We start from the raw sequence: 26,324 nt of genomic DNA, 5'->3' as shown, positions 1-26,324 counted from the left end.
ATTGAGCAGTCTCTCTTTTTATCTGATACAGAGATTAAAAGTTTTATGCTGCTCGATTTAGATGTAGAAAGTATGAACGAGTCAGAGTGATTCCGAAGAAATAGCACATCTCTAGGCGAATGATCCAGCGCTCATGTCACATACCTGATGATGCTGCCCTGACGACATTTCGTCAGGGCTTTTTTGAACCAAGCTGCTGAGCTGAAAGCACATGCCACTAAGTCAGGGCTTTTACGACTTAGCGTAAATGCTTAATGCCATCGGCTTCCTTGGAAAAGCGATCGGTAATCAAACTAATGATAGGTCGCTTGCGTACTTTGATATTGACACTGACAGACATCCCAGACTGCAAATCTAGATTACGCCCCTTAGCCTCTAATGTTTGTGAATCTAACTGCACCATGGCTGGAAAGCTGTAAAACTGGCGCACCTCCGTTGGCGGTAAAGCATCAGAGCCAATGGACTCAATGGTTCCTTCAATATCGCCAAATTCACTAAAGTTAAACGAATCGACTCGTACATCGACAGGCATTCCTGTTTGAATAAAGCCAATATCTTTATTGGTGATGTAGACTTTGGCCTTTAGACTATCAGACGGCACAATTTTCAAAATCGGCTCACTCGCATTCACCACAAAGCCAGGTCCACTAGGCTGGAGATCAAACACCAACCCATCCACAGGTGCTTTCAACACTTGATACTCGCGAGTTAGTTGGGCTTGTGTCAAACGACTGTTTAAATCTGCAATTGCTCTTTTATTATCAACGACCGCTTTGGTGAGCTGGCTATCGATTTCCGTGATCTGTTTTTCATTTGCGGCAATCCGATCCAACAAATCTCGCTGGTTGGTGGCTACTGTATTGAGAGCTTGTGCTTGAGACTGTACCTTCTCTTGACCAATTTGCTCCATTTGACGTAACAAGCGAATTTGCTCTTGCTGCAGACGAGAGACTTCTGCTTGACCAGACTGCACTTCATCTTCTTGACGTTTAAATTGGACCCGGGCAATTGCCCCTTTCTTGTGGGCCTCTTCAATATCTTTAACAATCTCTTGATTCAGAGACAAGGTCTGTTGAGCACTAGCTAATTGAATTTTGGTCTGCTCTAGCTGCACTTCAATTTGGCGCAGCTGTTTTTCACCTTGCATCACTCGGGCTTGAGCAGCCGCTACACTAGACGAGCCTTGCAACAACCCAGACTTCAAGCGCTGTTGCTCTTCCGGTGAAAAGGCTTTAGCGTTTTTCGCTCCATTCAGTTGGGCTCTGAATAGTTTATTCTCAGCGACGAGGGCCCGCCGATCACGCGTCGCATTAATCAACTCGACATTAATCACATCTGGAAGCGGGGCAGCACTATTTCCTTCTAGCTGCTGGCGGTAATATTTGTTGACTTCACGGAGTTGGTCAAGTTGATCTTCTAGGGACTTGATCTCAGAGTTCGTGCCTTTTGCGTTCAGAAAAATCAATGGATCGCCGGCTTTAACCAACTGTCCTTCGTCAACTTTGATCTCTGTCACAACACCTGTAACCGGAGATTGGATGGGTTTGACTGCTCCCTGGGGTTCTAGCTGGCCAGTTGCAGGAATCGCTTCTTCAATTTGAAACAAACAGGCCCATGCCAATGCTGCCGAAGCAGCGCCCACAATCCCCCAAATGATCGCTCTAGACCAAATCGGAGATTGCTGGAGAATGACTGGCCGATCAAACGGCTTCTCTTTTGTGGGACGGCCCTTTGTTAGAGGTAATACATTTTGCTCTGGTTCAGTCGAAGGTCTTTGGGGGTCGCCAGCGAAATCTTGAGTAATGGTCATGATTGAGTCTCCTGTTGCTGGTAAAGCCAGTAATATCGACCTTTTTGCTGCATCAATTCTGCATGGGTGCCTTGTTCTACTAGATTGCCCTGATCCATCATCAGAATCATATCTGCTGATTCCAAAGTTTTGAGGCGGTGGGTAACAAAGAAAACGGTGCGATCACCAAAGGCTTCTGCCAGATTAAGACAGACTTGCCGTTCGGCGTTGTAATCTAGTGCACTCGTGGCTTCATCGAGAATGATGAGCTGGGGATTTTGCAGTACCATTCTTGCGATCGCAATCCGTTGCCGTTGTCCCCCAGACAAAGACGAGCCCCGCTCACCGACTCGGGAGTTATAGCCTTGGGGCAGCTCCATAATGAAATCATGGGCATAGGCTATTCTGGCGGCCTCCACAATTTCTTCCGCCGTTGCATCTGGTGCCGAAAGAGCAATATTCTCTTGCACCGTGCCATCAAACAGCAAACTGTCCTGCAGCACCATGCCAATTTGACGCCGGAGAGAGTATAGCTCGACCTTGCTAATGTCGTACTGGTCGACTACGATTCGTCCTCCATTCGCGTTGTAAAGTCGCATCAGCAGCTTCATCAAGGTACTCTTACCGGAACCACTCTGACCGACAATCCCCACAAAGGTTTGAGCTGGCACTTCGAGAGACACCTGCTGAAGCTGCATCGGTCCACTATCCTTAAACCGGAAAGACAGATCCTCAAACTTGACGGCCCCCTCCATTAGCGGCATGGGGATTAAATCTCGATCTGCTTCAGTCACTTCTTGGGGATAGTCGAGAATATCGCTCAATCGTTCTAGGGACAGTGCTGTTTCTTGGAAGTTCTGCCATAGCTGCACTAACCGGAGCAAGGGGCCAGTGGTATAACCAGCAATAATACGAAAGGCAATCAATTCACCCACGGTCAACTGCCCTTCAATAAATAGATAGGCTCCCACCCACAGCAAGAGCAGACTAGATAACTTATTCAAAAAGCCACTCATGGAGCCAGCTGTTGTAGATGCCACAACCGCCTTAAATCCAGCGCTGACATACCGGGCATAGCGATCTTGCCATTGCCATCGGGATTTCAGCTCAATATTTTGAGCTTTGACCGTTTGTATTCCCGATACCACCTCCACCAAGTACGACTGGGTCTTGGCGTTCTCCTCAGCCTTAGTCCGGGCAAGGCGGCGAATAATCGGCGCAAAAATAAAGGTTAGCAAGGCAAATAACGGTACCGTACCCAGGGCAATAATCGTCAGCAGCCAGCTGTAGAACACCATGACGACGATGTACACCACGGAGAAAACCGCATCCAACACCACCGTCAAAGCCGTTCCCGTCAAAAACTTACGGATGTTTTCGAGTTCATTCACTCGGGTGGCGAGTTCACCCACAGGCCGCTTATCAAAATAGCGTAGGGGTAATCGGACTAAGTGATCGATCACCTCCGCTCCTAGGGACATATCAATCCGATTCGTGGTATCCACAAACAGATAGGTCCGAAAACTGGTGAGCAAGGCTTCAAAAACAGCCACACCAACCAACAACATACCGAGGACATTCAGGGTCCCCAAAGCCCCTTGGGATAAAACTTTATCAATAATGACCTGGGTAATAAGCGGATTCGCTAAACCAAATAACTGCACAAAGAAAGAGGCAATCAGCACCTCAATCAAAACCTTACGGTGCTTCTTAATCGAAGGCCAAAACCAGCTCAGGTTAAATCGACTTTGGGGCGTATCATGGGTGCGCTCTAGCAGCAGCACTTGCACCTTGTCATCAAAGGCTTCCAAAAATTCATCGGGGTGCTGACGCAGCAAGGTTTGCTCAGGCACCGCAAATACGATTTCTTTAGCACTGGTTTCATACACCAGTGCAATACGATCTTGCCAATTGATTAAGGCAGGAGCAGGAAGACGAGAAAACGCAGAAGCAGGGGTTTCCACTAACTGGGCTCGTAATCCCATCGACTCTGAGATCGCACCATACACCGGCAGGGAAATTCCTGGACCATTGCGCTCCGCTTGGTTTTTGAGAATGCGCCGCAGAACATCCTTGCGAAACGGCAAATTGAGATACAGCGCCAGCATTTGGAAACAAGCCAGCGGGGCATCAATAGGGCCCCGACCAGACTTAAAGGGATATTTGCCATGTTTCACCGGGGCATCATCGACCGCAGGCAGCAAAGTTGGTGCTTCGGGGATATCCTCCCAAGTATCTGCTTGGGGAATAGAAGCCACTGGCTCAATCGATAGCTGCTGGGCCTTGATCGGTGATAACCCAATCAACCGGAGTGTTTCTGAACGAGAGACCGTGCCATTGAGCTGCTCTAGACAGGTTTCCAAGGGTTGACCAATTTCCAAGTCAGGAATGGACCCTCCACTCACAAACCATTCCAAATTGGGCTGTAATTGATCAATAGAGATATCTCGGATGGGGCACTTTTGAATCAGACTTGCTGGTAAAGCTCTTTCTGCCAAAAATTTCAGGTCAGTCGAGCCATCTGCCCGGATCAATAACTGTTGGCCCAGAACATCAAACGCTTCGAGAATATTAGCCTGCTGCTCATACACTTGAGCCAGGCTCGATTCATGTTCCAGCAGCTCTAAAAAAGTCGCAGCAGGCAACTTTAATCCCACTGTTTCCACCGAAGCAATGGCCGTCTCACAGGGAATTTGGCGCACCAGGCTAATCCACCCGACTGCAGCACCCGGTCCCAACAGACTGAGGGTCACTGGAGTATCGGTGCGAGGATCGTAACCTAATAGGCGCACCTGCCCTTGATAGATCAGGGTAAAGTCTTGGGGCATGGCCCGATTAGACACAAGGGGGCGGCCCATGGGATAGCGCAATGGTTGAAATTCTTTCGCCACCGAAGATAAAACCGCTTCTGAAAGCTGGTTAAAACCGGGTAGATCCTTCAAAAAGGATTCCAGGGCAAGGATGGCTGAAGTCATGGTGTTCGCGCCGAAACAGCAATAGAGTCATCAGAAATTGCAGCCGATTTCAGCTGCAATTGAAGCCACTCATTAAAACGCTGCTCCAGCAATTGTTGTCGCAGCGGGGCATCGAGTTGAGCCGAGATCAATTTTTGCAAACTGACAATCACAAACCATTCACCTAAGCGAATAGGAGGGCGTACTTGCCCAGGTTGAGCACTCGTCAGAATTTGCACTAACGTGGGATGTAGATTGGCTGCAGTAACAGGACCAATCAATCCCCCTGTTTGTGCTTCAGGACCTTGAGAATATTTGGTTGCCAAATCTGCAAACGCTTGTTCACCGGCCTGCAGTCGGAAATATAATTCTTGAGCCACTTCGGCACTGGCCACTCGGATCAAAGAATAAACATATTGATCAAACTGCCCTTTTTGCTGGAGAAAATCAGACTCTACCTGGTTATTCCAGGTTTGGAGTTTAAATTTATGCAGTTTCAACTGCCGTTGGGCTTGCGCAGCCAACTGCTGAGGCGTCATCCGATAATGCTTTAGCCAAGCCTCACGTCTAGCTTCCTCACCGATTTGATGCTGACGATAGAACTGCTCTACTGCTTGTACAACTTCTTCTGGGCCTAATTGAACGTCTTGAATAGCTTGGTCAATAATCAGTTCTTTCAGCAACTGAGGAAGCAGCTGATATTGCCCAAGCAAAGGAATTAAATCAGAGGGTTGAACAGTTTTATCCACAATCGGTAGGGCAGAGATCATATCAAAAATACTCTTAATAGAGAGGGTTATTCAAGTCTAAAGATCAATTTAGAGACAACATGAATAAAACAGATGAAGGTAAGGGTGAAAGGAAAGTATTGTTACCATACCCTGCTGACTAGGAAGATGTAACTCTCATGGCGTCGTTTCAGTCAGCAATAGGATCTCGCTGTGTCATCATCCCTCGGAATCTTAACCCATATATTTACAACTGATAGATCAGCACCAACTAGAAACGTTAACATCTAGTAAAATTATTTTTCCAAGGCAAATAATTCTTTCATGTTTTGCAATCTACGTAAAATTGTATTATCAATGACCATCAGTTTTAGACTGCTATAGCTATATTCCTGACTCTTCATAATAAGCAACTGAAAGAAACCACAGCCTTCTCGTTATTCTTTCTAGAATTATTACTATCTTGGCTAAATAATTTAAGTGATATTAGTTATCCAAGATTTACACTCAGTCATAAACTACCTTTTCTAATCAGAACTAATGTTGCTTGATACCAGTGGTTGAGGCAGCCAACTATTTATCAGTTAGTGAGTGAATATTTATGCATCCACTTCCCAGGCCATAAAGGCAGAATCGTTAGCTCATTAGCTAGGCAAGCTCGGCGAGTAGATATAGCGGAATAGGGCTGGGAATTTTGCTTTGCTACAGCTATCCAATTAGCAGTGACCGACCTATTAGCAAATGGGTTGAGTCATAGCCTTGCTGTTGAATGGGAACCCATCAGAGTAATCCTGCCCAAACCGATGGCAATTTGACGCAACCACGGACGACCAAAGCGGCAGGCTTGGAGCCTGCCGCTATCTGGCTTAAACGATAAAGTTATCCACTGTTAGGTCATTCACACTGACATTTGATAGGAGTACCGAATCATCATTTCCTAAATCAATCAAGGTATTAGCGCCCACCTGAGTGGCAGCACCGTCAACACCCAAAATCTCACTGATATCACTAAAGACAGCACTGACATCAAGCACATCAATCTCGCCAGACGTTGCAAAGTCTGTGACGACATCAATCCCTGAATTTGCTGCAAATACAAATGTATCCTGGCCCAAACCGCCGGTTAGGAAATCGTCTTGACGGCTCCCAATCAAACGGTCGTTGCCTCCACCGCCATTAATTGCCCCATTCACCGTGCCTTCAGCACCGTTAAAGATATCGTCAAAATTGCTCAGGATGACATCGCCATTGATCTCCCCTTGGTTATTAACGGTAACGCCAGCAGTGGCTGCACTCGCATCAATAGCAGCGACTCCACCGGTAATGGTGCCTTGGTTATTCAATTCACCATTAAGCGCTCCACTAATATTGACCCCAATCTCATCTGCGGCAATCAAACCTGAGTTATTAATGTCGCCATCTAGCGTTACCCCGGTTTGAATATCGATGCCATCATCCGTACCAAAGATTTGACCTCGATTATCCAAATCCCCCGCAAAGGTTGTGGATCCAGCCACACTCGTAAACAGACGAACACCGTCGCCAGCCTGATTACCTACGCCATCTCCACGGCCTCGGATTAAACCGTCATTGCGGAGTGAGGCTTCGACGATATCACCATCTTCATCGCCTGTCTGCAAGGAAACACCAGCACCGTTATTGCCTTCACCGGCGTCAATCAACCCTGAACGTCCATTGAAAATGAAGTAGTCTTCTGCAGTTGAGTCGGCATAAACTGTACCGTTACGTTGATCATCTGTCCCCAAAATTTGACCAAAGTTACGCAAATCAACACCAGAACCATCAATGTTGACAGCTCGGCTGCCGCTTTGAATGGTGCCACGATTAATCACCGTTGCATCATGGTCAGCATCGCCAAAATACAAGCCATTTTGAGCACCATCAATGAGTCCTCCTCTGGCGTTGGTCAATGTCCCTTCATAGGCCAGGCCATTGGAAAATCGAACTGCAGCAGTCGGACCTTGCAAACTTTCGGAAAGAATTCGACCCTGGTTAAAAATGTTGCCACGATAGACGGTTCCTCCACCATCGACACCAGAAAAAATTCGTAGACCATCACCTGCTAAACCTAAGTTAGCAGCAGCCTGACCTCGACCCTGTATCGTGCCAAAGTTAGTTAACGTCGAATTAACAACATCTCCTGCAATATCACCCGTCTGCAGGGCAATTCCTGCTCCTTGGTTACCAACTCCTGCATCAATGACGCCCGAACGGCCATTAAAAATTCGGTAGTTATCTGCTGTGGCATCTGAGTAAACAGTGCCATTACGCTGATTGCCGGTACCCGTGATGGTGCCATAGTTCAGTAAATCTACACCTGTGCCGTCGATATTGACCGCCCGACTCCCAGACTCGATGCGACCAAAGTTGCGAATCGTTAGATCATGGTCTGCATTACCAATATAAAGACCATTCCGAGGCCCTTCAATCAGACCATTACGGCCATTGACAATCTGCCCATCAAAACCCACGCCATCTTCCACGACCAAGCCGCCGAGAAAGCCCACATTCACTTCGGCGGTAATCGTACCGTTATTAATCACAGATCCACTGACAGCAGTCTCGGGCTGACCTGAGCCATTAAAGAATCGAAGGCCGCTTGACCCATTAGGGGCGACTCGGGCACCGTTGGCAAAAACCTCTGGGCCATCGCCCCGGCCTTGGAATAAACCATTGTTGACAATATTGATACCCTCGCTGGTGGGATCATCTGTAGCACCCACCTGTACCGAAACGGCATCTCCAAGATTGCCATCTCCCGCATCAATAACGCCCGAGCGTTGATTGAGAAGCCGGAAGTTATCGACGGTGCCATCGACATATAAAGTCCCGTTTCGCTGATCGTCTGTGCCAATAATCGAACCAGAATTGATGACAATGCTGCCATCCCCATCGCTGATATCCACCGCTCGGCTGTCAGACGCAATAGTGCCCCGGTTAAACAAGCGGAAACGATTGCCCGTCGCACTGACACCATTCACACCTCCAGCAATGGTGCCCTGGTTAAAGATGATGCTGGCTAAACCATTGGCTTCCACAGCCGTGTCATTGCTCTCAATCGCAGCATTGTCTTCTACTACAACTGTGTTGAGGACGTCTTCCGTCACCACGCTATTTTGATCGCCCGTTTGTAAGTTTTGACCCGAGCGGACGCGCAAAGATTCGCGGAATTCATCTAGCACAACAGGACCATTTTCTAGATCGCCATCATTGAGTGAATTGAAATTAGGCATAGTTGCATCTCCAGATTTTTTCTAGACAAATTGTTTGCATGTGGTCGTAACTCGGGCTATTGCCCATCGTCAACAGGGGAAGCAAGATCAACAGATGAACTGCACAAACAGCACGATTCACCGGCCGCAAGGCAAGAAATGCCTGCGGTACGTGTCAAAGCTATTTTGGAGAACTCAACAAATAGGAGGAGCACTCCCCAGATTTGAGAAAGATGTCAACTCACAAGCCATGAGGTCAGACTTGGAGCGTTATGCAAACCCAATTGATTTCAATGACCTTACTGTTTTGACAATAAAAGATCTGCACAGCAAAAAAGCCTCACTTTTTGCCTCACTTTTTCTCCAGCAATCAAAGAGTAGATGTCCTGAAAAATTCTTCTCATATAGCTTTCAGCTTTCTCAGATTTCTTTCATGCCAGCTTTAGGTTTCCTTCAGCCCTATTCAGAAATGAATCAGCTAAAATTTTATTTGTTTAAATTAAAATACTAACGGACACTTATTTAGATGTTTTTACTCCAAACCTAAAGTGAAAATGCCTCACTTTTTGCCTCAGTTGTTCCAGAAATCTAAGTCGCTGATTTGATATCGAGAAGACATTCTTATACAATCCTTTCCCTGAGAATATTTCAGCCTTCTGCGCTACCTTTACTCTCCTCAAAAATGCCCTTATTCGTCAGTATCTGAGGGCAAGGCTATAGTGGTAAGCATGTGTTCTCTCCCCTGAACAGCGCCCTTAACCATGGTCTTCCAGACCTCCAGGTGCGCTGGCCAAGCCAGATTTCTTATACCTATAAATAGAACTATGAGTACACAGCTAAAGATAAAAGATTCAGATGACAGAACCGTTGAGCAAATTACCGAGCATTACCACATCGAAAAACAGCTCGCTGATCAGCTCCGGCACTCCACCCAATCCGAGCGCATAGAAGGGTCACTTTACACCCAACTCTACGATGCCCTATTCACGAAAGTGACTCATCATTCCCATCACTCTCGCCCAGCCGATACCAGTGCTAACAAACTCATTCAGCAACGCATCGACTTTTTGCAGCACTTTATGTCAGACGACTCAACATTTCTGGAAATCGGACCTGGCAACTGTCACCTCTGCCGCGAAATTGCCCCCCATGTCCAGCAAGTCTATGCCGTGGATGTCGCCACCGAAATTACCAAAGACTTGGCCTTACCCAAAAACGTTGACTTAATTATTTCCGATGGCTGTAGTATTCCCACGGAACCTAGCAGTATCGATTTAGCCTATAGCCACCAGCTGATGGAGCATTTGCATCCCGAAGATGCCTACGACCAGCTTAAGAATATTTGCACTGCCCTCAAACCAGGCGGCACTTATGTCTGCGTCACGCCCCATCGATTATCTGGCCCCCACGACATCTCCAAGTATTTTGATGAAGTTGCCACAGGGTTCCATCTCAAGGAATATTCGATTGTTGAACTAGCCCAGCTCTTTAAACGGGCAGGGTTCTCCAAAATTCGGATGTATAAGGTCTTCAAAAATCGAATACTGTCTTTACCCATTGTTTTCCCGATCTCTCTGTTCATCCTTGCCCTTGAAAAGGGAGTGGGACTCCTCCCCTTTGCTCTAAGACGCACCTGCGCTGAAAAGTCTCTGATTTTCAGGACGATCACCATCGCTGGGGTCAAATAATCGGGCCTGCCATCTATAACTGCTGCTGGATCCAGCGATGCAGCTCAGCATTGATGACTTCTGGACGCTCATCATGGGGACAGTGTCCTGCATCGACTAAGACTAAATCAGCCGCAGGGTAGAACTGTTGAAATTTCTCTGCTTTCTGGGGCGTCATCCATGGATCTGCTGATCCCCAGAGTAGGAAAAGAGGGCAGCCCAAGCTTTGTAGCAAGTCATCGAGCTTGCGGCCAGGCGGTGACTTAAACACACCTGCAAAAACGCCCCGCGCTCCCTTATCTAGGGAGGGCTGATAGATTTCTTCAACTAAGCGATCCGTTACGGCCGATTGATCTTTATACACCTGGGACAAAGCTTTGCGGATATTTTCTGGCTTCCGCATGCGGTTAAACAAGAAGTAGCTCATGACGTTGATCACAGGACGCGATCGCATCACGGTTTTGCGCCGCTCTTGCAACTGTTGTCGCCAAGCCGACAGCTCAGGTTTAGGCTCAACTTCTGCAAAAGATCCAGCACAGTTGAGCAATATGACCCCTCGCGTCCATCGTGGACAATCTACCGCGAAACAGAGACTGGCATAGCCACCCAGAGAATTTCCAGCAATAAACACAGGCTCTTGAATCACCTCTTCACAAAAAGCCTGCATTTGAGTCCGCCATAAATCCCCGGTATAGTCCATATCCGGTTTCTCAGAGCGGCCAAATCCCAACATATCGACTGCCCATACCCGGTAATACTGGGAGAGCTCTTCAATATTTTTGCGCCAGTGGTCTGTAGAAGCACCAAAGCCATGGAGCAGGACCACACAGGGACCTTGCTCACCTTTCTGTACATAATGAATCCGCCATCCCTGCCACTGCCAATACTGGGCGGTTGGAGTCTGTTCTAATGCAACTGTCACAATTAGGTCCTTGAAAAATGCTGAGTGAATAGGGGATTCGCTATTGCACAAGCAGACCGAACATTTTGGACATAGCGGTCCATGATCGTAGCAATATTGATATGAATCCCCCTTTTTTTATGAATACACTAAATTTTTAGTCTTGTGGTTTTATAGACCTCAAAAAATAAGTGATCTCGTCCTTGGTATCAGAGGCTGCATCTTTGATCCCCGAACTGATCCCATACGGAAAGTCAAGTTGCCATTTAAGCTGGGAATGATTAGATTATTAAAAACCAATCCTTGAGAATCCATTTAAGTACAACTCTGAGATTCCTCATTTTTGTACAATAGAAGTGTTTAAGAGAATGTTAGCGCTCAAGTTCGAACCATCATCATGCTGTCTCCAGACGAATTAATTGGCCAAAAAGTATGGGTGAAGGTTGAGCGGGATCCTAATTATCCTGATCTTGATCCCTATCGTGTTCAAGCTGAAATCACTCAACCCACCACTCCACCCTGGTTCTTCGCCCGCTATCAGAATCCTCCCAGACGGATCCATGAAGCAGGAAAATGGTTAACCCTATATGAAGTCCAACAAGCTGTTCTTACAGATCCTGTAATCGAATACGATGACTGGGATGATGAAGACGATCTAGATGAACTGTCGCCAGACAGATTTGAGCGTCTTTAGCCAGCTGACAACCATCCATCACCACTCTTGAGAAGAAGGCATGCGTTTGCGAATCTGGCCAACGATGCCTGTCAATATGGAACCTGCCATCACCAACCCAATTGCAGGTTGGATAACGTTGGGCCAAAGGGAATACCACACATCAAATCCCAGAGGGATTCCTAGCTGTCGTCCTAGGAGCCCTACTAAAAACCAGATAAAACAGAAGATTACGAAAAATACGTCGAGCATCAGGACAGTGTTAATGCCATTGATGAGTTTTTCAAACATAACTCTCTCCTACTTTTCTGGCTTCAACTACAAAAGACATCAGTTGGCGAACTGATGTCTTTCTCATTTTTTCATATTGAGAGCAACTATCCCTCAAAAACCCAAGCCTGCACCCGCTCTAAGCTGGCCCAATCTGGCTTGCGCTTCAAGCCATCGTCAAAACTTTCTTGCAGCTCATCTCGCAATTCAGGCACTGCCATTGCAATTTGCTGAACAATTTCGATATGCTTGCGAACGCCTTTTTGTCCTGTTTCCAGCATGGCAACCACTAGATTAACTCGCGCTTGCGGATCTTGAGGATTCAGCTTGACCGCTTTTTGGGCTGCTTTATAAGCTGAGTTATGCTTGTCCGCTAGCAAATAGAGCCAGGCTAAGCAAGTCCAAGCGGGACTGCTCTTACGGGCATGATCGCAAATGTCTTTAAATACTGGAATCAAATCTTCAGCAGGCTCACCTGCTTGATAGCGATCTAAAGCTTCCTTAAAGACATCGTCAAGGGTAGTGTCAGTCATTCCCAAATAATCCTAGGCAGAGAAAGACGTTCCACAACCGCAGGTCTGCGTCGCATTAGGGTTAGTGAATTGAAACCCACCCCCAATCAAGGCATCGCTGTAGTCGAGAACCAAACCATAAATATACAGCATACTCTTGGGATCGGACACGACTTTAAAACTGTCATAATCAAATACTTCATCCGAGCCCTGAATATTCTTAGGATCCTCAAAGTCCATGGTGTAAGACATACCAGAACAGCCACCGCCCCGAACACCTACTCGTAAGCACAGATCTGTTCCCTGCTTCTCTCGCAATTCCAGAACGTGCTTCAGGGCATTGTCAGTCATCATAATGCCACGTTGTTGAGACTGAGTTGCTTGTACCATGGGTTCACCTATTCCTTCTGCAAATCAATATAAACAACTGCTTCTAACGTTTATTCTATCTCAGGGCTTTTACATAAGCTGCCTTCACGCCGGGCGACGGCGCAAATATAGCAATAATCCCCATAACAAACTCAGACCTGCAACATACTTAACAGGCGCAGGGACTCCCGGAGAAGGTGAGAAAAATCCTTCAATGCCCCCAGCAATAATCAGCATCGGCACTACTCCAAACATCAGCTGTATCGCTTGGGCACCGTACAACTTTAAGGCGACTAGCCGTTTGTATCGTCCTGGGAAAACCACTGCCCTCGCCAGTAACAACCCAGCTCCTCCGGCCAAAAAAATCGCGGGCAGTTCCAAAGCACCGTGGGGAAAAACAAAAGCCCAAAAAGGATAGGCTAATTTATTCTGACCGACTAGAGTTGCGATCGCAGCAATGCTTAGCCCATTAATCCACAGAATATAGAGGGTCCCCAACCCCGCCAGCATCCCTCCGGCAAACGTCGAGAAGGTGACACTGATATTATTTTGCATAATATCGCTCGAAGCTAGGGGTTCACTACCCACAATCGACCCCATCCATAGTTGCCCGTCTTCTTGGACAATATCGATAATCCGTTGAGGAATCACCAAATTCATAAACACTGGATCACGCCAGGTAAACCACCAGCCAATCAAGCCTCCCACTAAAAATACCGCCGTAGCCAGCACCGTAAACACCCAGGTTTCTTGCACCACAGCCGGAAAGTCCCAACAAACAAACTCCCACACCGAGCGCCAAGCCGACCGGCGCCCCCCTTGATAAATTTGGGAATACCCACGCAAGGTCAGTTGCTTCAGCTTATCCGTTACCCCTGTTCCTAATTGTCGAGCTCGTGCCCGTGCTAAATCTGCAGCCACCATCCGGTAAAGCCCACTCAGATCTTGCACTTCTCGACCAGTCAATTTCTTCAGGCCTCTTTTTTCAGCCTTTTGTAGCAAGCTTTCATATCGCCGCCACTGGGGTTCTTGACGTGCCAGCCACCGCTGTCCATCCATAATTGTTTAAACTTTCTACAACTTCCAGTTTTCCAGCTTTAACCGTCATCTTGACATAGGTCTCCTATATCTCAATCCATGATGCTGTGGCTTTTGTCTCTAACCACAAGACAATAGCCTTCTCCATTGAGAGCATCATAGACAGGGATAAGGGTGGCCCATATATTGCCCTCATTCAACCCCAATCTATGGCATCCCTCAAAAAGTTGGTCATTCGTGGCACCCTCTGGACTCTAATCGGGTATGGCGGCAGTCAAGGTCTGCGATTCGGTGGCAATCTTATTCTGACCCGGTTGCTATACCCAGAACTATTTGGGTTGATGGCCCTCACCAATATTTTTATTATTGGTCTCCAACTCTTTTCAGATCTGGGAACCAGCTGGAGTGTAGTCCAAAATAAGCGAGGCGACGATCCGGTCTTTCTCAATACAGCCTGGACCGTTGACGTCATTCGTGGGTTCGTTCTCTGGTTCGGCTGCCTGGTGATTGCCTGGCCCATTGCCACCCTGTACCAGCATCCTGAGTTGCTCTGGCTGATTCCTATAGTCGGCATCACCACGATTTTTTCGGGGTTTGAATCCACCGCAATTGCCCAGCTTGAACGACATCTTGATGTGCAGAAACAAGTGGTGTTCGAGTTATCGACTCAAGCTGTAGGCATAATCATCATGATTATATGGGCAGCAATTGCGCCTAGCATCTGGGCCTTAGTCGCTGGGGGGTTGGCCTCTACATTTTTGAAAATGGTTTGGAGTCACTTTCTTTTTCCCGGTTCCAGCAACCAATTTGCTTGGGAAAAGGATGCTTTAAAAGACTTGCTTACCCTAGGCCAATGGATTTTTATCAATACAGCTCTAACCTTTTTAGCAGAACAAGCTGATCGGCTGATACTTGGGGACCTTTTTTCACTCAGTTTATTGGGTGTGTACGGAATTGCCTTTACCCTCAGCGATATGCCCTACAAAGTGGTGATGAGCATCAGCAATAAAGTGATTTTTCCTGCCATCAGCAAAAGCATTGACCAGCCCCGAGACATCCTTGTCCCCAAGATTCTCAAAAACCGTCGCCCGTTCCTCTTGGCCTCTCTGCTCTTAGTGGTCGTTTTAGCAGGGTTTGGTGATTTGCTGATCACAACTCTGTATGACCCCCGCTACCTCGATGCCTCCTGGATGCTCCCCATATTGGCTTTAGGCATTTGGCCTCGCTTACTCTCCCAAACGAATGAACCCTATTTATTCGCCATGGGCAAATTTCAATACACCACCTGCGGCAACATCTTGCGCCTTGCCTGCACCATCATTGGTATTTGGATGGGCTTCCAATATTTTGGCAATGCAGGAGCAATTATGGGAGTCGCCCTCAATGATCTGTTTTATTATCTGGCTGTCAATTACGGTCTGCTGAGAGAAGGCCTGAATGGCTTGATGCAAGATTTACTAGCAACATTCCTGTTACTAGGGTGTTTAGCGCTGATTATTGCAGTTCGTCTTTATTTTAATCTCGACCTACCGATTCATTCACTCTTATCACAGCCAGCCTAATGCTAATTATCAAGCCCGACAAAGTTATGTTTTTTTGGAATTGGCCTATTTTAGGGCGTCCTGATTCGCGTATTGGTAGGTACCATGTGGGGACAGTAAGTAGCATCCCCATCACTGGCTCGGCAATAGTCTGCGATCAGCGTTCGGCGATTACGTAATTGATATCCAGCCATCCCTCATCTCACTCACTATCGCTGCACTGAGCGGTTGTGGGACGAAACTCAAAAACTCGGCATCAAAAATGGGGTTGATTTTTTTAGGACGATTCCCCCACAGCCACGTCATAGTTAAGCAATACCCAAAACTTAGGAGCAATGCCATAATCGTCTTCGCTAAAATAAAAATTCGACGAACCTAGCTCACCATCGGTGACGGAGCCTGGGCATCTTGACGGGCATCCGTAATGAGCCAATCCAAAGATGCAGCTCGGACATCCAACGAAGCACCGGTTTTATCCACACAATAGCGTCCAAAAACCAGCTTATCGACAAGGCGCACTTCAGACCCTAAGCGTGAATATTCAAAAATAACGCTGTTATCTACGGTTGCGCCAGTACAAATATGACAGTTGGGACCAATCATAGTGGGGCCAATAATCTTAACCCCTTCATCAATGCGTGTCATACCACCGATATAAACGGGACCTTGAACATCAACCTTATCCCAGTCGATATCAACGTTCAGCCCAGTATAGACACCGGGTTTCACTTCATGACCTGGAATCGCCACATTTTTGACATCGCCCATCAATACACTACGAATGGCATGCCAATAATCAGGGACTTTACCAATGTCTACCCATTGGAAATCCATGGCAATGCCATAAAAAGGCATGTTCATCGACACCAGTTTGGGAAAGAGGTCACCACCAATATCAAACTCTTGACCCGAGGGAATCAGATCGAGAACTTCAGGTTCAAAAATATAGATGCCAGTATTAATAGTGTTGCTAAGTGCTTCATCGACACTGGGTTTTTCTTGGAAAGACTTTACTCGCCCTTCTTCATCCGTAACAACAACACCATAGCTAGAGACATCGTTCGGATCGACTGTTTTCATGACAATAGTGGCAATCGAGCCTTTTTGCCGATGCCATTCCACTGCTGCCGTCAGGTCCAGGTCAATCAGAGCATCCCCACATAAGACAATAAACGTATCGTCAAAGAAAGGTGAAAAATCTTGAATGCGGCGCATGCCACCTGCAGAACCTACTGCATCTCCAATCAGGTTGCCATCTTCAATCCGACCTTCAAAAGAGTAAGCAATATCTACACCAAAACGCTGCCCATCTCGGAAGTAGTTCTCGATCTCGTCTGCTAAATGACTGACATTCACCATAATTTCGTCAAAGCCATGCTGACGAAGGAGCTCCACTAAGAACTCCATCACAGGCTTCTGCATGATAGGAATCATGGGCTTAGGGATAGTGAATGTTATTGGGCGAACGCGGGTGCCTTTACCCGCCGCCAAAATCATCGCTTTCATATCAAATTTCTTGCTTATAAAGAATTAGCAACTAACTGTAGTACTTATATTCTGACTCTCAGAGTTTATGTAGGTGTATATCACGCTACCTGTCTAGGCATCATAGCTCATAACTTAGATTGCCCTAGGCCTTAAAAAAAGCGTCATAGAGAATAAACATGGCCATTGATTAGCAAGCGTGTGATTCCTTTCGCTAGTAATTGAGGGCATGTCTTTTTCAAGACATTACTGTTGGGAACTTTCACAATTCTTTGGGTGCGATGGGAAAAACGACGCGCAATCCGATGATTGTCAAAAATGGGTAAGGTTTTTGCGTCCACTTCTTGTTCTGGAATCGTGCCTAATTCTCCAAACGCTTGTAGCGGACGCGTAATCAGTTCCGACGACCGATCCACCACTAAGTAACAGGTTTTGGGAAACTTTGCTTCTGAAAAGGGCAACACTTGAATGAGTTCAACGGCTTCTAGGTTGATCCCCAACCCATCATCTGCATCTAAGCCATCTTCTAGATCAGCATCATCTGTATCAAAATCATCTATATCGGTATCTTCCTCTGCATCAACTGCAGGTAGATCATGCAGATCATGCTCAATGTCAGCAATGATTTCGGCAAGATCTTCCTGGCCATCGAGCTGTGCAACGGCCAACTTCGACGGTGTTTCTACCTCTGCTACAACAGCTGATTCTTCTGTTTGCTTACGCTTTTTAATAGGCGCTGGCCGTACTGGTGCGTCGATGACCTTCACAGGCTTAGGCTCTTCAGCTACCTCTGCCTTTGCAGCAAGGACAGGAGACTGCTTTCGAGAAGATTTAGGGCCTCGCTTCTCTTGCTTCGTAGCAATTAGCGCATCGTATTCTTGATCAGGTAGCTGATTTTTAATAATGCGCCGAATCGTTGAACTACTGACCTCAAAGCGAGTTGCCAGTTGGGCAATGGTCTCTTCAGACTCGCGAAAGAGTTGAGTAATGGTTTGCTTATCGGAATCTGAGAGCTTGCTACGCGTCATAAAATTGGTTCTAGGGCGAGGTCATCAACACTATGAGTGAGAAATAATGGAGAAGCGTTTCCCCCCCATATCCTAGTATGTTGTGGGTTGAACATTGATCGTGCTCTGCCAGAGTGATCTCCAATCTAATGGGTGTAGGCAGCAAACATCGTCCTTAAGGTAACAAACTCAAGTCAGATATGTTGGTCTATTCTAGGATGGGAGCGCATTAGATCATTTCTATACGATATGCAATCGAGATTTTGAGGCACCCTATTTGTAAGCACTTGGCCACTGCATCATTACTATTGATGCCCTTTTCATGAAATCACACCTTACTCGCAGCCAAAATACCGTTCTCAAACTTTTAAAAAAGTTGAACCGGGAGATTTCTGCTCAAGAACTCTATCTTGAGTTACGTAAAGCTCAATTAACCCTGGGGCTAGCCACGGTCTATCGGGCATTAGATACCCTCAAACTCAGTGGTATTATTCAGGCCAGACTGCTGAACAATGGCGAAACCCTTTATACCGCTGCTCAACAAGATAAACATCATGTCACTTGTCTACAATGTGGCGTTTCTATTCCCATCCAAGAGGAAGAATGCCCTGTTCATGAATTGGAAAATCAGCTCAGAAAATCATCAAAGTTCGAGATTTTCTACCATACGCTAGAATTTTTCGGTATTTGCACACCATGTCAGCTTGAACAGTCTCATTCAAAGTCTTAGACATCTAAATCAGCTAATTCACGACCTAAATTTGATATTTCAGCCTATTGAACCGCATAAGAGTTAAGATTTTTGTGGGTTTATTAAGGATTTGATGTCATAGTGATATGAACCTTCACGTTTACTGCTACCTCCAAAGATTGCAGCCCTAAAGTCTGCGATTTCGGCATCTCCATCACCTATGGTCATTGACGTTTTTCCATTTCAGTTTCAGATCGAAGCTCTACCCATTGCCGGGGGGAGTCTATGGGCCACAGGTCTATACATCGGATTTAATCCATTGAGTCAGTGGATCACAACTCAGCTCTGCCGATGGCTTAACTTCGTTGACCGCTCCTTATATCTATCGGCAGAAGAATTTGAGAAATCTCGCCCTGCTCGTGAAGCCCGCAATTTAGTCTGTGCATCCCTTATTAGTATTTTGCCGTTTTTAATAGTAGGTAGCCTCTGTTATTGCGCGAGTACCTGGGGTTTTGGAGGCCGTAGCTGGGGTGTCAGTTTAGGAATGATTTGCTTGCTGATCGGTGGCGTCTACGAATTGGGCCGTCGCGATAGCCAATCCCAAGATTATTAAGGTGAATTCTAGGTCATACGATCTTCAGAAAGCATCTCTTTTGCCAAGGTTGCTGATACTAGTTGGGCAAAGCGAGAAACAGCACCCACTTCACCCCGAACAGCTCTCAGAGACAATTGGATGGCTTGCAGACGGGATGGAGAAGCTAATACAGTTTGCAAGTATTGAGCAACGGATTTAGGAGATAAAGGCCCAACCCACTCCGGCACAATCTCTTGATCTGCCCAAATATTAGGCCAAGCCTTAAACCCTGGCAGCAGAATATAGCGGTTAATCACTTCTCCGACAAATGGTAGGCGAGCCATTAGACCCAGCAAACCATCCCCAATAGGTGCCCCAGCCAGATGCTGGGTTGGCAGAATCACCATCATCGGCACCATTAAAGCCGTTAGTTCAGCTGTGTTGGCACCCACAGTGGTCAGGCAAATTTGGCAATGCACTAGCAAATCATAGGCAGGATTGGGCAGCCACAGCCAGACTTTAGTGCCCTGAGGCGTGGAGAGATAGGGAAGCCCCTGGTCTGGTTGAACGAAGGTGGCAGAGTTTCCTAAATAGTTCGAAATCCAAGGGTTATCGCTGGAGTCGGCATAGCGAGCTAGAGTCGCCAAGGAAAGACCGGGAGCAACGGGAATAATGAATTGTGCTTGGGGTCGATGTTGCTGAAGATGATCTGCAACTCCCAGGCAGAAAGGCACCCCTACCCGTAATTTGGCAGGCTTTGAGCCTGGCAATAGCCCGACTATTTCCGTTCCTAGAGACCACCCTAACTGATCTAAAAAAGAGGCAGAATCGGCCCTCGGTTGAATATCGGTCATCAAATTACCCACCACCGTTACCTTGGAGCAATACCGACGCGGGACCTTTTTTAGAATTTGAGACTGAGCCACCCCACAGTGGTCAATCCAAGGTAACCAGCGAGGAGTCCATTCAGCATAGGTAACGATTCGATAGCCTAACCGCTTGCCAATCGCCACGGCATAGAACTGATCGCCTCCCAAGAAAACCACCACTCCTTGTCGATGCCACTTCCATGCATCGGGCGTTTTTCCCCAGAGTAGAAAAGGAAAGAACTGTTCTGGTCCTAACACCCGATCAACCCCTGGGAAAGTTGCTGCAACAATCTGCTCATTGCCTCCAGCATGAGGACAGGGAGAGAGCAAGATAGACACTCGACTAAACTGAGGTCGCATCATTAACCCTTGCAGTACGGGTCGAACCCAAGTAGAAAGTTCACCAGGGCCATTGGTGAGAATGACAAGATCGGCCAAGACTTCGGCCATCAGATAAACCTGCGGAAGTGCAGTAGAAATGTCACAATAAAGGAATGATTAAGCAATATTAAAAAAAATTTACGAATTGGCATGGCGGCGTCTTCTGAGCAACCGATCTTATTAGTAGACGGTTACAACATCCTTGGTGTTTGGTCACAACACCAGAACGGTCACGCTTCTGCTGAGATCTTTGAAAATATCCCAGAACTGGAAACCGCCAGACTTCACCTTGCGGATGCCCTTGCCAACTACAGCGCGTTTCAAGGATATCAGGCACGACTGGTTTTTGATGCCCAGAATCGGCAAGAGAAAGGAATCTGCGAACCTTTTACGGAATCCCTGGATCTCTACTACACCGACTATGGCCAAACAGCAGATACCTATATTGAGATGTACTGTGCCAAAGCTCGCTCTCGACTGGCTCGGATCATTGTGGCAACATCTGATCGAGCGCAACAGCTGACGGTGATGGGATATGGTGCGGAGTGGATGTCAGCCCTACAGCTCGTCAAGGAAATGGCGGCCACCACCACCAAAATTCGCTCTAAGCAAAATGCGAAGAAACGCTCACCCAGCCGCTTACTCGCTCACTCTCTGGACCCAGAAGCCAAACGTAAATTAGAACAATTGCGCTGGAGCTGAGTCAGTTGTAACCCTCCACTTCTCATTAACCCTTCATGTTCTACGAGAGGAGTTGTGAAAAAAGCGACCAAAATGTAAACGAGCCTCGTAGACTAGGTAACTGACACCCATCTACAAACAGGTCAAGCGCTGTGAATTTTCAATCCGTTATTGCCAAACTCCACGAATTTTGGAGCGATCGCGGTTGTCTAATCGTCCAGCCCTATGACATAGAAAAAGGGGCAGGCACCAAAAGCCCCCATACTTTTTTGCGATCCTTGGGGCCAGAACCCTGGGCCGTGGCCTACGTCGAACCCTGCCGTCGCCCCGCCGATGGTCGCTATGGCGAAAACCCCAATCGCTATCAGTACTACTATCAATACCAAGTCCTGGTCAAACCCTCCCCCGATGATATCCAAGATATTTATCTCGACTCCCTGCGAGTCCTAGGCATTCAGCCCGAAGATCACGACATTCGCTTTGTTGAAGATAACTGGGAAGATGCCGCCGTTGGTGCTTGGGGTGTCGGCTGGGAAGTCTGGCTCGACGGAATGGAAGTCACCCAGTTTACCTACTTCCAACAGTGCGGCGGGCTAGATTGCCGTCCCGTTTCCATTGAGCTGACCTATGGCCTCGAACGACTGACCATGTATTTGCAGGAAACCGATGCCATTGCCAAAATTGATTGGAACGGCACCCTCACCTATGGTGATGTCCATCTGCAAGGGGAAATTGAGCAATCCACCTATAACTTCGAAGCCTCTAACCCAGAACTACTGTTTCAGCTCTTTAGTTTGTACGAGCAAGAAGCCTTGCAACTTATAGAGAGAAAATTGGTATTACCAGGGTTAGACTACGTACTCAAATGCTCCCATACCTTTAACCTTTTAGATGCCAGGGGCGTTATTTCCGTGACGGAGCGGACCCGTTATATTGGCCGCATTCGGCAAATGGCCCGCCAAGTCGCCCAACTCTACCTCCAGCAACGTGAAGAATTAGGATTCCCTTTACTGAAAACGCAATCCGTCTCCTAAAATTCGGTAAGCGTGAGGGGAGTCTTCCCTGCCAATTAGTGATATCGATATTGGAGGCAGATTTTGAGTCTAGGGAAATGGATTGGCTTAGTCGTCTTCTTGGTGTCTCTCTACATTCTGTGGGAAATTCGCCAAGTCTTGCTGTTAGGGTTTACGGCGGTAGTGCTCGCCTCTGCTCTGAATGGCCTAGTTCGCCAGCTGACAAAGCGGGGACTAAGCCGGGGGCTAGCCGTCGCCTTAGCGATTTTTTCCATTATGGGTGTGGCCGGTTTGATTGGCCTTTTAGTGATCCCACCTTTTGTGACCCAAGCCCAAGAATTACTGGACCGCGTACCCGATAGCCTCACCCGAATCGAAGAACTGATTGGGGAAGCGCAAGAAACCGGCTTAGCCTTTGGCATGCCCAGCGCTGGCATAGAAATTCCGATTGATTCACTGATCGACAATCTCCGGGAAAAGATTCCTGCCGTTGCCGAAAGCGTCGTCAATAACTTTTTTGCCTTATTTTCCAACTCTCTTTTGGTAGCCCTGAATATTCTGCTGGTTCTGGTGTTAACCATTATGTTCTTGGTCGATCCCGACCAATATCGCCGCATTTTTATCCGTTTGTTTCCTTCCTTTTATCGGCGACGCGTCGATTACATTCTGGGGTTATGTGATTCTGCCCTAGATAGCTGGATTGTAGGCATTTTGTTCAATATGACGGTGATTGCCGTCTTTAGCGGTCTGGGGCTGTGGGTGTTAGGGGTTGATCTAGTGCTGGCCAATGCCCTGATTGCCGGACTGCTAGAAGCGATTCCCAACATTGGTCCGACCCTAAGTTTGATGCCACCCATGGCCATTGCTCTGCTAGATGCCCCCTGGAAAGCCGTTGCAGTACTACTCCTTTATATTCTGATTCAGCAGTTGGAGCAATATTTGCTGGTGCCTGCAGTGATGGCCAAACAGCTCTCCCTAGCGCCCGCTGTCACCTTACTGTCTCAAATTGTGTTTGCCATTTTCTTTGGCTTTTTGGGGCTGCTTTTGGCCCTGCCGCTCATGGTGATCGGCCAAATTTGGGTGAAAGAAGTACTGGTCAAAGATATTTTGGATCGCTGGGGAGAAGACAATCGCTCCGATCCCTATCCAAGCTTTACACCAGATATCGTCGCCTTGGCTGATGGCCCCTCTGATTTACCAACTGTAATGCGGGATGAGGAAGAATCCAGCTAGAATCGATCAGCATTATGGCCATCTTGGCTAAGTTACGTCTAGGAAATCCAACCATGAGTTTAAATTTAGTTAGCCTAGTGGGTCGTGCAGGCATGGACCCAGACGTTAAATATTTTGAGTCCGGCAGCGTTGTCTGCAATGTCACCCTAGCTGTCAATCGACGCTCTCGGGATGATCAGCCTGACTGGTTTAGTTTAGAAATTTGGGGCAAAACAGCAGAAATCGCTGCAAGTTATGTCCGTAAAGGCAGTCTAATTGGTGTCTCTGGAGCGCTCAAATTTGACCGTTGGCAGGACCGCAATACAGGTGCGGAGCGCTCACGCCCCGTCATTCGCGTCGATCGCTTAGACCTATTGGGATCAAAGCGAGATAGTGACCCCAGTGCAGTCAACACCTATGAAGATGAATTTTAAGGCGCAAGCCTGTGACCGATTCATCCCCATCTGAGCCATGATCCCTAAAGTTGGGATCACGAATTGTAATATTTCTATTTAAAAAATCGGCTTTTTCGCGATTTTATGCGACCTTGCTCGGCTCTACAGTATGATGATTTACTGCAGGGCCGAGTACATTTATGTTGGGAACCACATTAGCCGACCGCTACAAAGTGATCAAAGCGCTCGGAAGTGGTGGATTTAGTAAAACCTATTTAGCGACGGATACACAGCGCTCTGATAAACGTCGCTGTATCGTCAAAAAACTGCAGACCGAGTCCGATGACTTATTCACGGTAAAAACGTCTCGCCGCCTATTTGCGACTGAGGTTAAAGTTCTGAAGCGCCTGGGTGACTATGACCAAATTCCTCAGTTTTTTGATGACTTTGAAGAAGATGAAGACTTTTTTCTAATCGAGCAATACATCGAAGGGAAAAACCTTAAGCAAGAGTTTGGCTGGCGACGCTGGTCAGAAGCGAAGGTGATTGATTTCCTGCAAGATGTACTGACGACCCTTACCTATGTCCATCAGCGCCGAGTCATTCATCGGGATATCAAGCCTGCCAATCTCATTCGGCGCAAGAAAGATAAGAAAATTGTCTTAATTGATTTTGGCTCCGTTAAAAATAAGCGCCGGATTGCTCAAACCGTCGTCATCGGCACTGATGGCTATATGCCTAGCGAACAGTCTATTGGTCGCCCCAACTTTAGTAGTGATGTCTATGCCGTCGGTATTATTGCCATTCAAGCTTTAACAGGCATGGATCCGACCAAAGGCAAGATCACATTTGATCCGAAAACCGGTGAGATTGCTTGGCGACGATATATCTCCATTAACCCTGTACTAGGGGACATTATCGATAAGATGGTCCGGTATGATTTCCGCCAACGCTATCCCTCTGCCATTGAAGCTTTAGCAGAGGTCAACGAGCTGATTACAGAAGTGCCCTCTATTGAACGGCGTCAAATGCTGCAAACCGCAGCATCCTGGGGAGTTGGCATGTTAGGGGTTGGGTTAGCCTATGGTGCCTTTACCCAAAAATGGCTGTTCCCCAGTGCCAATACGTTTATCAAGCAGCTATTTGGGCAGGCTGACTTGAATTCTGAAGAAAAATCCTAAGGTTTTGAGGCACCACCGATAAGCTGACTGAAGTGCCAATGGGTAAAGCATCTACAAAATTTGAGCGGGCATGTAGCTCTCGGCCCGACTGGGTTTTAAGGCAATACCGATATTCCCGACCTAAAAATTGGCGATCGCGAATGATGGTTGAGGCGGCCTGATCGGGCTGAAGAATTAAGTCTTCCTGGCGAATCATTACCACGGCTTGATTATCTTCAGCAGTCAGATCACCCCCCTCGCTCGGTGTAAAAGCCCCGACTTCTGTTTGCCACGCATTGCCGTATCGTTGAGCTTCCAAAAAGTTGGCTTGGGTGACAAATTCCGCCACAAATTGAGACTGGGGACGTTGGTAAATCTCTTCTGGGGTACCGATTTGCTCCAAACAACCCTGACGCATCACCGCTACTTGATCTGCGATCGCAAGGGCTTCTTCCTGGTCATGGGTCACAAACACCGCCGTCATACCAGCCGTTTTGAGAATATCTCGCAGCTCCTGTCTTAAGCGCAGTCTAACTTGTACGTCTAAATTACTCAGGGGTTCATCCAAAAGCACCAATTGAGGTTGGGGGGCTAGAGCACGAGCCAAGGCCACCCGTTGCTGCTGACCTCCAGACAGTTCATGGGGGTATCGGTTTTCCATGCCCAACAATCCCACTAATCGCAATACATCCGTCTGGCGCTGTTGTTGCACCTCAGTCGAGATCTTCTTTGTTTGCTTCAAGCCAAAGGTGACATTATCCGCAACCGTTAGATGAGGGAACAAGGCAAAATCTTGAAACACCATACCAATCATGCGCTGTTCAGGAGACGTCCATTGCCGGACCCCAGCAACCACTTGACCATTCAATAACAATTGCCCGGCGTCTGCCTGCTCAAATCCAGCAATTAATCGCAATAACGTTGTTTTTCCACAACCCGATGGTCCTAACAACCCTAAGATCTCTCCTTGCTTCAGTTGTAGAGAAATTTGATTGACTGCAGCAGGCGCGTGAGCGGTATAACACTTGATGATGTTATCTAGCTGCAAAATAACGGGATTAACCATGAAAGACACAACACGGGAAAAGGTATGGACACAGACCCTAATGATCAATCCAAAAATGGAAGAATGGTTCAGCTCACCTTCACAGCTTCTAGGAAAGATAGGTCATGTTAATTCT

24 protein-coding genes are annotated in these 26,324 nt (G+C 47.2%); 11 read left to right on the top strand and 13 right to left on the bottom strand.

The genetic code is table 11. The features are described 5' to 3' along the window. Positions 1-238: 238 nt before the first annotated feature. From HRE53_RS13170 to HRE53_RS13155, 4 genes are all read right to left on the bottom strand, one after another. The gene (locus HRE53_RS13170) at positions 239-1,810 is read right to left on the bottom strand and encodes an HlyD family efflux transporter periplasmic adaptor subunit (protein WP_235110968.1); all 1,572 of its coding nucleotides are present in this window, start codon (positions 1,808-1,810) and stop codon (positions 239-241) included. Continuing rightward, entirely contained in the window at positions 1,807-4,764 is a 2,958-nt protein-coding gene (locus HRE53_RS13165; protein WP_212663838.1) for a peptidase domain-containing ABC transporter, read from the bottom strand. Before HRE53_RS13165 ends, HRE53_RS13170 begins: the two co-directional genes overlap by 4 nt. Beyond that, positions 4,761-5,513 (bottom strand): peptidylprolyl isomerase, encoded by a 753-nt coding sequence (locus HRE53_RS13160; RefSeq protein WP_212663837.1) that lies wholly within the window; start codon positions 5,511-5,513, stop codon positions 4,761-4,763. Before HRE53_RS13160 ends, HRE53_RS13165 begins: the two co-directional genes overlap by 4 nt. Positions 5,514-6,337: 824 nt before the next feature. Beyond that, a complete protein-coding gene (locus HRE53_RS13155; RefSeq protein ID WP_235110967.1) occupies positions 6,338-8,725 on the bottom strand; it encodes a calcium-binding protein in 2,388 nt (795 codons plus the stop codon). 151 nt (positions 8,726-8,876) lie between these two features. Here HRE53_RS13155 and HRE53_RS13150 point away from each other — a divergent pair, with 151 nt between their 5' ends. Then, a complete protein-coding gene (locus HRE53_RS13150) occupies positions 8,877-9,215 on the top strand; it encodes a hypothetical protein (RefSeq protein ID WP_235110966.1) in 339 nt (112 codons plus the stop codon). Positions 9,216-9,528: 313 nt separating this feature from the next. After that, positions 9,529-10,392 carry a bifunctional 2-polyprenyl-6-hydroxyphenol methylase/3-demethylubiquinol 3-O-methyltransferase UbiG gene (locus tag HRE53_RS13145; protein ID WP_235110965.1) on the top strand — a complete coding sequence of 288 codons (864 nt, stop codon included), beginning with the start codon at positions 9,529-9,531 and terminating at the stop codon, positions 10,390-10,392. Between the two features lie 13 nt (positions 10,393-10,405). Here the strand turns inward: HRE53_RS13145 and HRE53_RS13140 are convergent, their stop codons facing one another. Beyond that, positions 10,406-11,293 (bottom strand): alpha/beta fold hydrolase, encoded by an 888-nt coding sequence (locus tag HRE53_RS13140; protein WP_235110964.1) that lies wholly within the window; start codon positions 11,291-11,293, stop codon positions 10,406-10,408. Positions 11,294-11,669: 376 nt separating this feature from the next. Between HRE53_RS13140 and HRE53_RS13135 the strand changes: the two genes are divergently transcribed. Further along, positions 11,670-11,966, top strand: a complete 297-nt coding sequence (locus tag HRE53_RS13135) for a hypothetical protein (protein WP_212663832.1) — start codon at positions 11,670-11,672, stop codon at positions 11,964-11,966. A gap of 18 nt (positions 11,967-11,984) precedes the next feature. On the opposite strand, the gene HRE53_RS13130 is transcribed toward HRE53_RS13135, so the two are convergent. From HRE53_RS13130 to HRE53_RS13115, 4 genes are all read right to left on the bottom strand, one after another. Further along, on the bottom strand, positions 11,985-12,236 hold the full coding sequence (locus HRE53_RS13130) for a hypothetical protein (RefSeq protein ID WP_212663831.1): 252 nt from the start codon (positions 12,234-12,236) through the stop codon (positions 11,985-11,987). 86 nt (positions 12,237-12,322) lie between these two features. Continuing rightward, entirely contained in the window at positions 12,323-12,748 is a 426-nt protein-coding gene (locus tag HRE53_RS13125; protein ID WP_212663830.1) for a tetratricopeptide repeat protein, read from the bottom strand. A 12-nt stretch (positions 12,749-12,760) separates the two neighbouring features. Further along, positions 12,761-13,117 carry an iron-sulfur cluster assembly accessory protein gene (locus HRE53_RS13120; RefSeq protein ID WP_212663829.1) on the bottom strand — a complete coding sequence of 119 codons (357 nt, stop codon included), beginning with the start codon at positions 13,115-13,117 and terminating at the stop codon, positions 12,761-12,763. Between the two features lie 84 nt (positions 13,118-13,201). Further along, positions 13,202-14,155, bottom strand: coding sequence for a stage II sporulation protein M (locus HRE53_RS13115; RefSeq protein WP_212663828.1), 954 nt, complete (start codon positions 14,153-14,155; stop codon positions 13,202-13,204). Positions 14,156-14,343: 188 nt separating this feature from the next. On the opposite strand from HRE53_RS13115, the gene HRE53_RS13110 reads away from it, so the two are divergent. Then, positions 14,344-15,696 carry an oligosaccharide flippase family protein gene (locus HRE53_RS13110; protein WP_235110962.1) on the top strand — a complete coding sequence of 451 codons (1,353 nt, stop codon included), beginning with the start codon at positions 14,344-14,346 and terminating at the stop codon, positions 15,694-15,696. Between the two features lie 354 nt (positions 15,697-16,050). On the opposite strand, the gene HRE53_RS13105 is transcribed toward HRE53_RS13110, so the two are convergent. Further along, the gene (locus HRE53_RS13105) at positions 16,051-17,181 is read right to left on the bottom strand and encodes a sugar phosphate nucleotidyltransferase (RefSeq protein ID WP_212663826.1); all 1,131 of its coding nucleotides are present in this window, start codon (positions 17,179-17,181) and stop codon (positions 16,051-16,053) included. A 143-nt stretch (positions 17,182-17,324) separates the two neighbouring features. Beyond that, a complete protein-coding gene (locus tag HRE53_RS13100; RefSeq protein ID WP_235110960.1) occupies positions 17,325-18,188 on the bottom strand; it encodes a helix-turn-helix domain-containing protein in 864 nt (287 codons plus the stop codon). A 301-nt stretch (positions 18,189-18,489) separates the two neighbouring features. On the opposite strand from HRE53_RS13100, the gene HRE53_RS13095 reads away from it, so the two are divergent. Both HRE53_RS13095 and HRE53_RS13090 read left to right on the top strand, forming a co-directional pair. Next, positions 18,490-18,897 carry a transcriptional repressor gene (locus HRE53_RS13095; RefSeq protein WP_235110958.1) on the top strand — a complete coding sequence of 136 codons (408 nt, stop codon included), beginning with the start codon at positions 18,490-18,492 and terminating at the stop codon, positions 18,895-18,897. A 181-nt stretch (positions 18,898-19,078) separates the two neighbouring features. Beyond that, complete coding sequence (locus tag HRE53_RS13090) at positions 19,079-19,471, top strand: hypothetical protein (RefSeq protein WP_212663823.1); 393 nt, start codon at positions 19,079-19,081, stop codon at positions 19,469-19,471. Positions 19,472-19,479: 8 nt separating this feature from the next. On the opposite strand, the gene HRE53_RS13085 is transcribed toward HRE53_RS13090, so the two are convergent. Beyond that, positions 19,480-20,751 (bottom strand): lipid-A-disaccharide synthase, encoded by a 1,272-nt coding sequence (locus HRE53_RS13085; RefSeq protein WP_235110956.1) that lies wholly within the window; start codon positions 20,749-20,751, stop codon positions 19,480-19,482. Between the two features lie 81 nt (positions 20,752-20,832). Between HRE53_RS13085 and HRE53_RS13080 the strand changes: the two genes are divergently transcribed. The 5 genes from HRE53_RS13080 to HRE53_RS13060 all read left to right on the top strand — a co-directional run bounded on the left by HRE53_RS13080 (position 20,833) and on the right by HRE53_RS13060 (position 25,164). After that, on the top strand, positions 20,833-21,384 hold the full coding sequence (locus tag HRE53_RS13080; protein WP_235110954.1) for an NYN domain-containing protein: 552 nt from the start codon (positions 20,833-20,835) through the stop codon (positions 21,382-21,384). 131 nt (positions 21,385-21,515) lie between these two features. After that, positions 21,516-22,397 carry a glycine--tRNA ligase subunit alpha gene (glyQ, locus tag HRE53_RS13075; protein ID WP_235110952.1) on the top strand — a complete coding sequence of 294 codons (882 nt, stop codon included), beginning with the start codon at positions 21,516-21,518 and terminating at the stop codon, positions 22,395-22,397. Between the two features lie 63 nt (positions 22,398-22,460). Next, on the top strand, positions 22,461-23,609 hold the full coding sequence (locus HRE53_RS13070) for an AI-2E family transporter (RefSeq protein ID WP_235110950.1): 1,149 nt from the start codon (positions 22,461-22,463) through the stop codon (positions 23,607-23,609). A gap of 53 nt (positions 23,610-23,662) precedes the next feature. After that, complete coding sequence (locus HRE53_RS13065; protein WP_235110949.1) at positions 23,663-24,022, top strand: single-stranded DNA-binding protein; 360 nt, start codon at positions 23,663-23,665, stop codon at positions 24,020-24,022. A 161-nt stretch (positions 24,023-24,183) separates the two neighbouring features. Continuing rightward, positions 24,184-25,164, top strand: a complete 981-nt coding sequence (locus HRE53_RS13060) for a serine/threonine-protein kinase (RefSeq protein ID WP_212663817.1) — start codon at positions 24,184-24,186, stop codon at positions 25,162-25,164. On the opposite strand, the gene HRE53_RS13055 is transcribed toward HRE53_RS13060, so the two are convergent. Beyond that, a complete protein-coding gene (locus HRE53_RS13055; protein ID WP_212663816.1) occupies positions 25,115-26,209 on the bottom strand; it encodes an ABC transporter ATP-binding protein in 1,095 nt (364 codons plus the stop codon). The two genes, HRE53_RS13060 and HRE53_RS13055, sit on opposite strands and share 50 nt — an antisense overlap. Between the last annotated feature and the right edge of the window lie 115 nt (positions 26,210-26,324).

Source organism: Acaryochloris sp. 'Moss Beach' (assembly GCF_021497025.1).
In the GTDB taxonomy this organism is placed as follows: domain Bacteria; phylum Cyanobacteriota; class Cyanobacteriia; order Thermosynechococcales; family Thermosynechococcaceae; genus Acaryochloris; species Acaryochloris marina_A.
This window is presented reverse-complemented; position numbering and strand designations above follow the sequence as displayed.